This is a genomic window from Rhodococcus sp. 15-649-2-2 (assembly GCF_002258645.1).
Classification (GTDB): domain Bacteria; phylum Actinomycetota; class Actinomycetes; order Mycobacteriales; family Mycobacteriaceae; genus Rhodococcoides.
Genome location: NZ_NPFM01000028.1, coordinates 172,768 through 185,721, shown reverse-complemented (window position 1 = coordinate 185,721; position 12,954 = coordinate 172,768). Strand labels below are relative to the sequence as shown.

The window sequence follows — 12,954 nt, the reverse complement described above, 5'->3', positions numbered from 1 at the left end:
ATTCCCTTGCTCCGGATTCGGGTCAGGGCATCATGTTGCGGACCTGGCGGGCGGCAACCGACAGCGTTGCCAAGTCCAGGGTTCCCGACTCGGCGATCTCGGTCAACGCAGCACGCGACCTCGCCAGGCGGGAGGAATTGGTCGATTCCCATTCCGCGATCTTTTCTGCCACCGACTCGTCCGGTTCCCCGCCGGCCAGCACCGCCTGCGTGATTCCTCTCAGCGAGGAATACAGGTCGTCGCGAAGAGCCAAGCGCGCCAACGAGTGCCAACGATCTCCGCGGGCCAGTTTGGAGACGGCCGACAGCAGCCAGTCGATTCCGATGTGCGCATCGAGAGCGAAGTAGAGCTCGGCTACCTCGGCTCCGTCTCGATCGACGATGTCCGCGATATCGATGATGTCGAGTAGGCAGTACACGTCGAGCAGGCCGTAGATGCGCCGGGCCAGCCCGGCCGGTGCACCTCGTTCGATCGCGGCTGCCGACCGCGCGTCCAGATCACTGGCCTGGTGCCCGGAGATCCACGTGGACACCGACGGTTGCAGAGCCCGAACCTGACCGGCGTACCGACTGATCTCCGCTCCGACAGCCAGAGGCTGTGGGCGGTTGGCGAGCAGCCAGCGCGACACACGGTCGAGCATGCGACGCGATTCGAGCAGCAATTCGGCCGAGACTGCGGTCGGCACATCCGCGGCACGGATGGAATTCCACACCTCGTCGAGTCCGAAAATCTCGGTGGCGGCGGCGAACGCCCGAATGGCGTCGGTGCCCGCCGCACCGGAATCCTCGGTCAGCCTGTAGGGGAACGTGATTCCGCCGCAATCGATGGCCTCGTTCGCCAGTGTCGTCGCCACCAGCTGACGCCGGAGCGGATGCGCCTTGATCGCCTCGGCGTACGGCTCCCGCAGTGGTTCGGGGAAGTACTTGGGCAAGCGCGGAGCAAAGACGTCGCTGTCGGGGAGCTCGCTGTCGAGCAGCTCCGCTTCCAACGCCAGTTTCACATGCGCCATCAAGGTGGCGAGTTCCGGCGACGTCAGTCCTCGACCGTCCTGCTTTCGTCGTCGTAGATCAGCCTCGGTCGGCAGGGCCTCGAGCTCACGGTCGAGTCCCCGACGTACTTCCAGATCCTCGATCACTCGACTGTGCACGGTGACGAGACTGGGCGCATCGAACCTGGACGTGCCGAGCAGCTCGTTCTGCATGATGTTGTCCCACAACACCAGTCGCCCCACCTCGTCGGTCATGGACGCGAGCAACTCGTCCCTGTCCTCACGTGCCAGGTTCCCGTTGGTGATGGCTGTCTCCAGCAGGATCTTGATGTTGACCTCGTGGTCGGAGCAGTCGACGCCCGCGGAGTTGTCGACGGCGTCGGTGTTGATCTTGCCGCCGGCTGCGGCGTATTCGATACGCCCCAGTGCGGTGGCACCGAGGTTGCCACCCTCCCCCACGACGGCCGCTCGTACATCGATCCCGTCGACGCGAACCGCGTCGTTGGCCTTGTCGCCCACCTCGGCGTTGGTCTCGGTGGATGCCTTGATGTAGGTGCCGATTCCGCCGTTCCACAGCAGATCGGCGGGAGCCTTCAGGATTGCGTTCACCAATTCCGGCGGAGACAACGACTCGACCGAGTCCCCCAGCCCGAGCGCCGTACGTGCTGCCGCGCTGATGGGAACCGACTTGCGCGTCCGCTCCCACACTCCGCCGCCCTCGCTGATCAGCGACGTGTCGTAGTCCGCCCACGACGACCTCGGCAGCGCGAAGAGACGCTCTCGCTCGGCGAACGACGACTCCCGCTCCGGGTTGGGATCGAGAAAGATGTGCCGATGATCGAAGGCGGCGAGCAGGCGAATGTGTCGGCTCAACAGCATGCCGTTACCGAACACATCCCCACTCATGTCACCGACACCGACGACGGTGAAATCCTGACTCTGCGTGTCGATTCCGAGCTCACGGAAGTGCCGCTTGACGCTTTCCCACGCGCCCTTGGCCGTGATACCCATGGCCTTGTGGTCGTAGCCCGCCGACCCACCGGAGGCAAAGGCGTCGCCGAGCCAGAAGCCGTATTGCGCGGCAACGTCGTTGGCCATGTCGGAGAACGTCGCGGTGCCCTTGTCTGCGGCGACGACGAGGTAGGTGTCGTCTCCGTCTCGGCGCACGACGCCTTCGGGTACCGACACCGAACCTGTTGCACGATCGAGATTGTCGGTGATGTCGAGCAGCCCGGCGATGAACAACCGATAGCAGGCCTTGCCTTCCTCGGCGTATGCCTGGCGATCTCGATCGGCATCACCGGTGACCACCGGCGGACGTTTGACGACGAATCCGCCCTTGGCACCGACCGGGACGATGACGGCGTTCTTGACCATCTGCGCTTTCGCCAGCCCGAGAATCTCCGTGCGGAAGTCCTCACGTCGATCCGACCAGCGCAGGCCGCCGCGGGCCACGGCACCGAACCGTAGGTGCACTCCCTCGACGCGGGGCGAGTAGACGAAGATCTCGAATTTCGGCTTCGGCTTGGGCAATTCGGCGATCGACTGCGGGTCGAACTTGAGCGAGAGGTACTGACGACGGCCGCCGTCGGCTCCCATCACGAAATAGTTGGTGCGTAGTGTCGCGCGGATCAGCTCGAACATGCTGCGCAGAATGCGGTCGGCGTCGAGGCTGACGACCTGGTCGATCAGCTCCCCCAGCTGGGTGCCGATCGCCTGCGCGTTCTCCTCCGAGCTCACCTCGGGGTCGAACTGCGCCTCGAACAGACCGACGAGCAACCGCGCCGTGCGCGGATGCGTCAGCAGTACACCCTCGATGTTGAACTGACTGTAGGGAAAACCGGCCTGGCGCAAGTACTTCGCGTACGCACGCAACACCACTGCCTGCCGCCAGTGCAGGCCGGCGCGCATCACCAGTTCGTTGAACCGGTCCGCCTCGGCCTGACCGCTCCACACCGCTGCGAATGCATCGGTGAAGCGGTGCTGAACCCGGCTCTCACGATCGGCGGTACCCGCCTCGGACAGCTCTGCATCGATGTCGCCGTCGATCGCCGAGCGCAGCATCTCTCGCGAGGCCGACAGCCCGAAATCGTAGATCCAGCAGGACATTCCGTCCGGTCGCACCACCGGGTACGGCCGTTCGTCGTCCACCTCGACACCGAGGCTCTGCAGAATGGGCAACACCTGAGACAACGAGACGCCCGCGCCGCCGATGTACAGCGAGAAACGCCAGCTGCCCACTGCGGACTGCTCGTTGCGATAGAGCTGCATGTCGATCGACTCGTCGCCGAGCGCTTCGAGGCGAGCAATGTCGGTCACGGCTCTTGCCGGACTGAAGTCCTGCTTGTAGGCCTCCGGGAACGCGTCGGTGTACCGCTGAATCCGCAGTGGATCGACCGTACGGTCGAGGGAGACGGCGTCGCCGAGCGAATCTTCCCAGGTTCTGGTGGTCTCGGTGAGAGCCGTCTCGATCCGGGTGATGTCCTCGGCCGACAGTTCGGTCGCCGCAGTCCCGGGTGCCCGACGCACGGTGACGTGCAACAGTGCCAGATCCGATTCCGTAACGCGCGCCGTGTAATCGAGCGAAGTTCCGCCGAGTTCGCGGAGCAATCGATCCTGGATGGCCAGGCGGACACGGGTGGTGTACCGATCTCGCGGCAGATACACCAGGGCGGAGACGAACGAGCCGCTGGCGTCGGGCCGGACGAACAGCTTGACCTTTCGCCGACGGCCGAGCGCAAGCACGGCACTCGCCGTCTCGAACAGCCACGACGCCGTGGTGGCGAACAGTTCCGAGCGCGGCATCGATTGCAGCACTTCGAGCATGGCCTGACCCGAGAACGATCCGAGATCGTGGCCTGCGCGGGAGATCACCGAGCGCACCCGCCGTTCGATGACCGGAATGTCGAGCACGTTCTCGTGCAGCGCGGTCACGGTGAAGACGCCGACGAAGCGATGTTCGGCGGAATCGTCGTCGTCGAGAACACTCACGAAGTAGGGGTAGACGGCACGATGCACCGTGGCCGGGCTCGCTCCTTGGGTCAACGTCACCAGATCGCGCTGTCCCACATGTTCGGGGCCGTCCACGTGGTGCACCGAGTCGCGTAGGACCCCGAGGCTGCTCGACTCGTCGCCGGTCGCTGTCCGGTCGCCGTCGACCTGATCGGTGCGGTACCGCCGGTAGCCGAGCAGCGTGTAGTGGCCGTCGCCGAGCCAGCGCAGCAACGCTGCTGCGTCGCGATGTTCCACGGCACTGCCGGTATCGGAAGCGTCGGAATCCGCAGCGTCGGCCCGCTGGGCAACCTCGTCCAGGCGATCGGCGACCTCTGCCTGTACTCGACGCATTCGATCGGTGTCGCCGACGACCTGTCGAACGTCGGCGAGTACGCGGCTCGCCTCCGACTCGAGCCGGGCAACCGCATCTTCGGAGGTGGAGGGATGGAGCTGAACGTGGATCCAGGACTCGTGCGATCCGCTCGAGCTCAGCCCCGTCAGCACGCCGTCGGCCTCGCGGGCGACCGACAGAATCGGGTGGACAACGTCGGTGTACTCGATGCCGAGACGGGCAAGAAGCGAAATGATCGATTCGACGAGGAGCGGCATGTCGTCGGTGACGATCTGCAGATAGCTTCCGGCGGCCTGCTGCGCTGCCGAACCCGACTCACTCGGTCGGTGAACGGCCACGTTCGCCGTCTCCGGCCGACGCTGGGCCGCGAGCCGGACGTGCCGGCGGAACGACGTGATGTCGGGCGCATGTGCAGACGCCCCGACGGCGGTGGTGTCCACGTGCTCGAAGTACTCGGCGCGCAGCTTCTCCAGCTCGCTCAGAAGTCGGTCGTCGAGCCCGTCGGCCCAGGCGTTGTCGGTCAGGTCCAGCGAGCGCGGCATGGTGTTCGAGTACTCCCTCGTGAGGATTTTTCCCGACGCCCGCCGATCGCCGGTCGTCGATGACTCCTCGACCTTAGTGTCGAAGACTCGATTACCGCAGTGACCTTGCAGACCCAGCGCGGCGAACTATTCCGGGGACTCGATTCCGGCGACGAGATACTCCGTGAGGAGACGTCGCTCGTCCTCGCTCAGAGCACGAGACGAGGAGGTTGCGAGATCGAAGGCGACCATCAGCGCCTCCGCCCTCGCGCAGACCGTTCCATCGCGGTCGGTGACCACATGCTCGACGCCGTACGAGGTGTTCCCGATCCGAGTGACCCACAGTTCGATCGTCAACGGTCCCGAGTCGTCGAGTATCGGATGCAGAAAATCGGTGGTGAGCTTACGAACCACCGCTGCGCCGCGTGGCCCCGAACCTCCCAAGACTGCGTTCAGGAACTGAACGCGGCCTTCCTGGAGGTATTCGACGAACCTGGTGTTGTTGACGTGGCCCAGGCGATCGGAATCTCCCCACCGCACCTGAAGAGTGCAGGTGAAGGTCTTTCCCGACATGTCAGTCCCTGGTCAGCTTTCGGTGTGTGACGCGATGCGGACGCGCCGCGTCGGGCCCGAGACGCTCGACCTTGTTGGCCTCGTAGCCCTCGAAGTTGCCCTCGTACCAGTACCACGCTGCCTCGTTGTCGCCGAAGCCACCTTCCCACGCCAGGATGTGCGTGCAGGTGCGGTCGAGGAACCAGCGATCGTGCGAGATGACCACGGCGCAACCGGGGAATTCTTCGAGCGCGTTCTCGAGCGATCCGAGCGTTTCGACGTCGAGGTCGTTGGTCGGCTCGTCGAGCAGGATCAGGTTGCCGCCCTGCTTGAGCGTCATCGCCAGGTTCAGACGGTTCCGCTCACCACCGGAGAGCACTCCGGCAGGCTTCTGCTGATCGTGGCCCTTGAATCCGAACGAGCTGATGTACGCACGGGACGGAAACTCGGAGCTGCCGACGGTGATGAAGTCCAGTCCGTCGGAGACCGTTTCCCAGACCGTCTTCTTCGAGTCGATGCCCGAGCGGTTCTGGTCGACGTAGCTGAGCTTGACGGTCTGACCGATCTTCACCTCTCCGCCGTCCGGCTCCTCGAGCCCGACGATGGTCTTGAACAGCGTCGTCTTACCGACACCGTTGGGGCCGATGACGCCGACGATGCCGTTGCGGGGCAACGTGAACGACAGATCCTTGATCAGCACGCGGCCGTCGAAGCCCTTGTCGAGGCTCTTGACCTCGACCACGACGTCGCCCAGGCGCGGCGGGTTCGGTATCTGGATCTCGTCGAAGTCGAGCTTCCTGGTCTTCTCCGCCTCGGCCACCATCTCGTCGTAGCGAGCCAGACGAGACTTGCTCTTGGCTTGACGAGCCTTGGCACCGGAGCGAACCCAGGCCAGTTCGTCCTTGAGCCTCTTCTGCAGCTTCTGGTCCTTCTTGCCCGAAACCTCGAGACGTTCGGCCTTCTTCTCCAAGTAGGTGGAGTAGTTGCCCTCGTACGGGTACAGGTGGCCGCGGTCGACCTCGGCGATCCACTGCGCGACGTGATCGAGGAAGTACCGATCGTGGGTCACGGCGAGAATGGCCCCGGCGTAGGCGGCCAAGTGCTGCTCGAGCCACAGCACGCTTTCGGCGTCGAGGTGGTTGGTCGGCTCGTCGAGCAGCAGCAGGTCGGGCTTGCTCAGGAGCAACTTGCACAGCGCCACACGGCGCTTCTCGCCACCGGAGAGGTTGGTGACGGGTGACTCGGGCGGCGGGCAGCGGAGTGCGTCCATCGCCTGTTCGAGCTGAGAGTCGATCTCCCAGGCATCGGCGTGGTCGAGCTTCTCCTGCAGCTCGCCCATCTCCTCCATCAGTTCGTCGGAGTAGTCGGTGGCCATCAGCTCGGCGATCTCGTTGTAGCGCTTGAGCTGGACCATCGTTTCGCCGAGACCGTCCTCGACGTTCTCGCGAACGGTCTTGGTGTCGTCGAGAACCGGCTCCTGCATGAGGATGCCGACCGATGCACCGGGAGCGAGGAACGCCTCACCGTTTCCGGGCTGATCGATTCCCGCCATGATCTTGAGGATGCTGGACTTACCGGCGCCGTTGGGGCCGACGACGCCGATCTTCGCTCCCGGATAGAAGCTCATCGTCACGTCGTCGAGGATGACTTTGTCGCCGTGCGCCTTGCGCACCTTCTTCATGGTGTAAATGAATTCAGCCATGAGGCCCAGCTTATCGGTGCGAGCGCGTCCGAACACCATCGCCCGAGAACGTGCCGAGCCCGCATCCGTCGTCCACACTCGATCGCAGCTTCCGTTGCAGCGTGGACGGCGGATGCCGGCAGTCGTTCAGGCAGGTACCGACTCTCGAACGTCCTCGTCGATCGATTCGCGGTCCGCCATCGACTCCCCATCGCGGTCGAGGGGTTCCGCCGCTCCCGGATCTCCGTCCGTCGCCGCCTCGGGCACCACTGCTTTGGTCCGATGGATCGAGACGTTGCACCGCGCGAGGTCCGGTCCGACCGCGCTGGCGCTCATCTCGAGATCGGCGCGCTCGACTCCGTCCCGATTGGTGTATTCGTTGGTTCGCAACTGTCCGTAGGCGATGATCGGATCGCCCTTCATCAGCGAGGCCCCGACGCCGCGCACCAGACGGCGCCAGCACGTGACCGTCAGGTAGAGGGTTCCGCCGTCGGTCCATTCACCCGTGTTGCGGTCCTGACGCCGAGCGTTGCTGGCCATCCGAAAGCTGAGGACTTCGTCGCCGGTGGGTGTCGACCGCTTGACGGGGTTGGTGATGACTGTGCCGACCACGGCGCATTGTGCTTCGTACATGGTTCTCTGCCCTCTCGATTGGAGTATCGCGTGATTGCGATCGAATTCGAGACTGCTACGCGCAGGACGTCCGTGGTGAACGTGTTCGCAAAATGTGGACAGACGCGTGCCCTGTGGATGAACGGCCCGGATCGGGGCTCGTCGGACCCCAGAATGTCGGTGTGCTGTGCTAGTCCGGAATTTCCACGTACATGTGCCCGCTGCGTACCGGGGCCACGCGTCCAGCAGTGAGCGAAGCAACAAGTGTCGCAACCGAATCGGCGTCCGCGGCCGCGACGGTCAGGACCGCGCGGGCTGCATAGGAAGTCCCCACCACGAGCACTCCGTGCCCGCGAAGTTCCGATTCGACTCGACCGACCTCGGCGTGATCGAGTTCGAGGGTCAGTATCTCGCGTCGCTCCCGGATGAGAAATGCCGCGCCGATCAGCGCCTCGGTCACCGCGCCGGAATAGGCGCGGGCCAGACCACCGGTGCCGAGCTTGGTTCCACCGAAATATCTGCTGACCACTGCGACGACGTTCGTCAGGTGGTGTCCACGCAGCACCTCGAGCATCGGCATCCCTGCCGTGCCACCGGGTTCACCGTCGTCGTTGGACCGCTCGATGCGTTGATCGGTGGACGACGCGTCGACAACGAACGCCGAACAGTGATGCCCAGCAGCAGGATCGGCCTTGCGGGCGCGTTCGATCAGCACTCGCGCGTCTGCTTCGGTGGCCGCACGATCTACGACCGCGACGAAGCGAGATTTCTTGATCTCGATCTCGCACTCGACGCGCCCCGCGATGGTCCGCAGCGGGATCACCCGGTCTCACTCATGCAGCCACACTGTCCACGACATCGTCTGCGGCTCGAACCAATTGGGCGTACATGCCGCCTTGCTCCAACAGGGACTCGTGGCTTCCGACTTCACGCACGACCCCGTGATCGAGTACTGCGATGCGATCCGCGGAACGCACCGTCGACAGTCGATGCGCGATGAGGATGGTCGTTCGACCGTCCATCAGACCGTCGAGAGCTGTTTGCACTGCACGTTCGGTGCGGTTGTCGAGGGCACTGGTCGCTTCGTCGAGCACCAGAATCGGCGGGTTCCGCAAGACGGTGCGCGCGATCGCGATCCGCTGCTTCTCGCCACCCGAGAACCGGTATCCGCGCTCACCGACCATCGTGTCGTAGCCGTCGTCGAGACCATCGATGAAATCGTGGATCTGCGCCGTTCGGGCGGCCGCGAAAATCTCCTCGTCGGAGGCATCGGGTTTGGCGAACCGCAGATTCTCCCTGATGGTGGCGTGGAACAGGTATGTCTCCTGTGAGACGACGCCGACCAGGTCGGCGATGTTCTCCGACGCCATCTCCCGCAGATCGATGCCGTCGATGGTCACCGATCCGGACGTCGGATCATGCAGTCGCGCAACGAGATAGCCCAGTGTCGTCTTGCCCGATCCGGTGGCACCGACCAGGGCGAGAGTGCTTCCGGCCGGGACCTCGAGGTCGATGTCGCTCAAGGTCGGAGCTGTCGCCGCGGCATAGGTGAAATCGACGCCGCTGAAGGCGACGTCGCCGTGCACGGCCTCTCGGGGCAGCGCCACCGGATGCGCCGGCTCGGCTACGTCGATCGGCAGATCGAGGTACTCGAACACCCGCCCGAACAGGGCGAGCGAGGCCTGCACCTCGACTCCCGTGTTGAGCAATTGCATGGTGGGCCGGAACAATTGAGTTTGCAGAGCGGTGAAGGCGACCAGAGTTCCGATCGTCAACGCGCTCCCCTGGCCGATGGTGATGCCGGCGAACCAGTACACCAGGGCAGGCATGACTGCGAAGCTGATCTGGATGGTGGCCATCCGCCACTTTCCTGCCATCATCGCTGCGAGCTCGACGCCGGCCACTTCGTGGGATCGATCGGCGAACTTCTGGGTCAGCACCTGTGCGGAACCCGTGGTCTTACCCAGCAGAATGCCGCTGACAGAGAGGGATTCCTCGATCTGCACCGAGAGGTCGCTGAGCAGCTTCTGCCGCTTTGTCGAAATTTTGCGACGCTCGTCGCCGATGCGGCGGGCGACCCGAACGAAAACGGGCAGGATGATCAACGAAAAGGTCGCGAGCTTCCAGTCGAGCAGGAAGAGTGCGATCACCGTCGCGACGACGGTGGTCGCGTTCTGAGCGATGGACGTCGCGGTGTTGGTGACGACCGATTGCATACCGCCGATGTCGTTGGCGATACGCGATTGCACCTCACCGGTGCGCGTGCGAGCGAAGAATCCGAGGGACTGCCGCTGCAGGTGCGAGTAGACCTGTACGCGGAGGTCGTGCATGAGTTGCTGGCCGACGCCGTTGGACATCCAGGTCTGTACGACGCCGAGGGTGTTGGTGGCGACTGCAACTGCGATCATGCCGAGCGCGATGAGAGTGACGAGAGTGACGTCACGGTCGGGGATCGCATGATCGAGGAGTTCGCGAAGGAGTAAGGGAGAGGCGAGCGCGATGATCGCACTGGCCACGATGATCGCACTGACGATGGCGATCTTGCGCCGATAGGGCGTGAACAGAGCCAGGACTCGACTGACGGGTGCTGGATCGGATGCGGGAAGAGAACGTTCGGGTCGGCTTTCCAAGTAGACCTCCGGGGAAGTTGACGAGCAGGGTCACTGAAGCAATATGCAGAGGTTACCTCACTATGAGGTTGCGAGCAACCCTCGCTATGATCCGTTCCATGGATCCCGGACATTCGACCAATCTGAGCGAAAGTTTCATGGCTGTCGCCCGGCGCATCCGGCGCAGCCATATGAGTGCGCTCGAACCGTTCGGACTCAATCCCTCACAGAGCCGGGCTCTGCACGTCCTGGCCCGCGAGCCGGAATCGATGCGTCTGCGCGATCTCGCCGAACACCTCCGCATCGTGGCGCGATCGGCCACCGACATCGTCGACTCGCTCGAAGCGGCGCAGCTGGTGATGCGGCAGCCGGATCCGAGTGATCGGCGGGCCGTGCTGGTGACGCTGACCGATACCGGTCGCGCACTGCTGGACCGGATCGACGACGCACGTCGTCAGGTGTCGTCCGAGATGTTCGACGGCCTCGAGTCGGCCGAACGCGTCGAGCTGAATCGACTACTCGGCAAAATTGCCGAGAGCGACTGACCCCGTTCGGTCAGCGTCCGCCCGTCTGATCTCGTCGGGCGAGCTCGGCGAACATCGCATTGTGGGCCGCCAATTCGGCGTCGTGATCCCGCTCGGCGGCGCGGTCGCCGCGCCTGGCATCTCTGTCATCGCTCCGAGACCACTGGATCAGCAGCGCCAACATGACAAGCACCAGCGGAACTTCGCCGGTTGCCCAGGCGATCCCGCCGCCGAGCTTCTGATCTCCGAGCAGGTCGGAGTTCCAATCCAGTCCGAGGGTCCGATAGAACCAGGCACCCATGACGGTGTTCATGCTCATCAGGGCCACCCCGAAGAACGCGTGGAACGGCAGTGATCCGAACACGACCGCCAGCTTCGTGACCGGCGCGATCTTGCGCGGCGACGGATCGACGCCAATGACCGTCCAGTAGAACAGGTAGCCGCTGAGTACGAAGTGCAGATTCATCAGCAGGTGCGCGCCGTGACTGTCCAGCACGGCTCCGAATATCCCGCCGAGGTACAGCACGTAGAAGCCGCCGACGAAGATCAACGCCGCCACGAGTGGGTGAGTCACGAACTGCGAAATGCGACTGTGCAGGCCGAGCAGCAACCACTCGCGCATTCCGGGGACACCGTCCTTGCCTGCTGCGGGCAGGACTCGCAACGCCAACGTCAGTGCCCCGCCGAGCGCGAGGAGGACAGGTGCCAGCATCGAGAGCATCATGTGTCCGGTCATGTGCACGCTGAACACCGCGGTGGAGTAGCGACCGATTCCCGAGGACGTGCTGATCAGCAACGTGAGGCAGCCGAGAATCCAGGCGACGGTTCGTCCCACCGGCCACGCGTCTCCGCGCAGCCGCAGACGACGAACGCCGATCAGGTACACCACGGCCATCACGATTGCGGCGGTGCCGAAGATCAGGTCGAAGCGCCAGTCGAAGGCCATCCGTGCGAACGTGGGCGGTCCGCTCAGGTCGTATCCGAGTGCCGCCTCCGCGGGTGTGAGGTTGGGATCGATCTCGGCCGGCGGAGGTGTGCGCCCGAGCCCGACGGCCAGGCCGATGGTCGCAGCGAGAACGAGCACCTCGGCCCCGGCGAAGCGAAGCAGCGGTCCGCGTGCAGTGGGGTCGGCAACCAGTGCGGGCAGCGCCCGCCGACGCTGCATCCACCCGAATCCGCCGAGCACGATCAACGCGACGATCTTCCCCACGATCAACAAGCCGTAGGTGGTGGTGAACAGGTCGGCGATCGAGACCCGAACCAGCGCATTGATGACCCCGCTGATACCCATGACGACGAAGCAGATGCCGGCGATGGTGGAGAACCGGCGCGCCGCGACGTCGGAGTGCGCGCCTCCCCTGCGTACGTGCGCCAGCAACGCGAACAGCCCGCCTGCCCACAGTGATGCAGCACCCAGGTGCAGGATCAGGCTGTTGGTCGCGACATCGTGCGACCCGCCCGCCGACGAGTGGCCGCTCAACGCGATCGGGAGCAGCGTCGCGAGGGAGAACCCGAGCAGCGCGGGGGTCCAGGACCACCGCAACACCGTGCGCGAGAAGATCGCCAGCACCACGGCCATGATCGCCGTCCAACGCCACGCACTGGCAATCTCCACCTGATCGAGCGCGATCCACAGGTTCGCCGGCTTGATGGCCTCCGTGAACGGCTGACCGGAGGTGTCGGACAACGTCAGGGGCACGAGGAGAAGCGAGCACACAGCCCAGACGATGGATGCGACCGAGCCGGTGCGCACCGCCCGGTAGCCGTCGACATCGAGGACGCCGTTCTTCTGCGGCGGCACCAGAAACGCTGCCAGCAGGAAGGACCCGATGGCGATGACGGCCGCGATCTCGCCGATCGCCCGCAGAGCAGGCAGACCGTAGGTGGTGGCCGGGCCCGGGTCCGGGATTCCGAGCAACACCAATGCGTCGGACGCGGAGAGCATCACGATGAGGGCGGCCACCACACCGGCGATCACGCCGGCAGTGACGAACACCGTTGTGGTGGCCGAACGCGGTTCCCCGTCGGTCCGCACATCGTCCGCCGAGAGTTCAGCGGTCGAGGGTTCGGTCTTCTCGAGATCCGGTGTTGCCATACCACCAGAGTAGGAGGTGATCGGGA

The 12,954-nt window shown here is 64.5% G+C and carries 8 protein-coding genes; 1 reads left to right on the top strand and 7 read right to left on the bottom strand.

Annotation, left to right across the window (positions count from 1 at the left end; genetic code table 11):
* Nucleotides 1-22 precede the first annotated feature (22 nt).
* The 6 genes from CH305_RS18725 to CH305_RS18700 all read right to left on the bottom strand — a co-directional run bounded on the left by CH305_RS18725 (nucleotide 23) and on the right by CH305_RS18700 (nucleotide 10,330).
* A complete protein-coding gene (locus CH305_RS18725; protein WP_094704575.1) occupies nucleotides 23-4,876 on the bottom strand; it encodes an NAD-glutamate dehydrogenase in 4,854 nt (1,617 codons plus the stop codon).
* Between the two features lie 126 nt (nucleotides 4,877-5,002).
* Nucleotides 5,003-5,428 (bottom strand): thioesterase family protein, encoded by a 426-nt coding sequence (locus tag CH305_RS18720; RefSeq protein ID WP_032402369.1) that lies wholly within the window; start codon nucleotides 5,426-5,428, stop codon nucleotides 5,003-5,005.
* A 1-nt stretch (nucleotide 5,429) separates the two neighbouring features.
* Nucleotides 5,430-7,109: an energy-dependent translational throttle protein EttA gene (gene ettA / locus CH305_RS18715; protein WP_032402531.1), complete on the bottom strand. Its 1,680-nt coding sequence runs from the start codon at nucleotides 7,107-7,109 to the stop codon at nucleotides 5,430-5,432.
* Between the two features lie 126 nt (nucleotides 7,110-7,235).
* Nucleotides 7,236-7,721 (bottom strand): single-stranded DNA-binding protein, encoded by a 486-nt coding sequence (locus CH305_RS18710; RefSeq protein ID WP_032402368.1) that lies wholly within the window; start codon nucleotides 7,719-7,721, stop codon nucleotides 7,236-7,238.
* Between the two features lie 169 nt (nucleotides 7,722-7,890).
* On the bottom strand, nucleotides 7,891-8,523 hold the full coding sequence (locus CH305_RS18705; protein WP_170944788.1) for a YigZ family protein: 633 nt from the start codon (nucleotides 8,521-8,523) through the stop codon (nucleotides 7,891-7,893).
* A gap of 10 nt (nucleotides 8,524-8,533) precedes the next feature.
* Complete coding sequence (locus CH305_RS18700; protein ID WP_094610058.1) at nucleotides 8,534-10,330, bottom strand: ABC transporter ATP-binding protein; 1,797 nt, start codon at nucleotides 10,328-10,330, stop codon at nucleotides 8,534-8,536.
* 98 nt (nucleotides 10,331-10,428) lie between these two features.
* Here CH305_RS18700 and CH305_RS18695 point away from each other — a divergent pair, with 98 nt between their 5' ends.
* Complete coding sequence (locus CH305_RS18695) at nucleotides 10,429-10,854, top strand: MarR family winged helix-turn-helix transcriptional regulator (RefSeq protein WP_032402367.1); 426 nt, start codon at nucleotides 10,429-10,431, stop codon at nucleotides 10,852-10,854.
* Between the two features lie 10 nt (nucleotides 10,855-10,864).
* Here CH305_RS18695 and CH305_RS18690 read toward each other — a convergent pair whose 3' ends face one another.
* Nucleotides 10,865-12,928, bottom strand: coding sequence for a cytochrome c oxidase assembly protein (locus CH305_RS18690; protein WP_037151078.1), 2,064 nt, complete (start codon nucleotides 12,926-12,928; stop codon nucleotides 10,865-10,867).
* Between the last annotated feature and the right edge of the window lie 26 nt (nucleotides 12,929-12,954).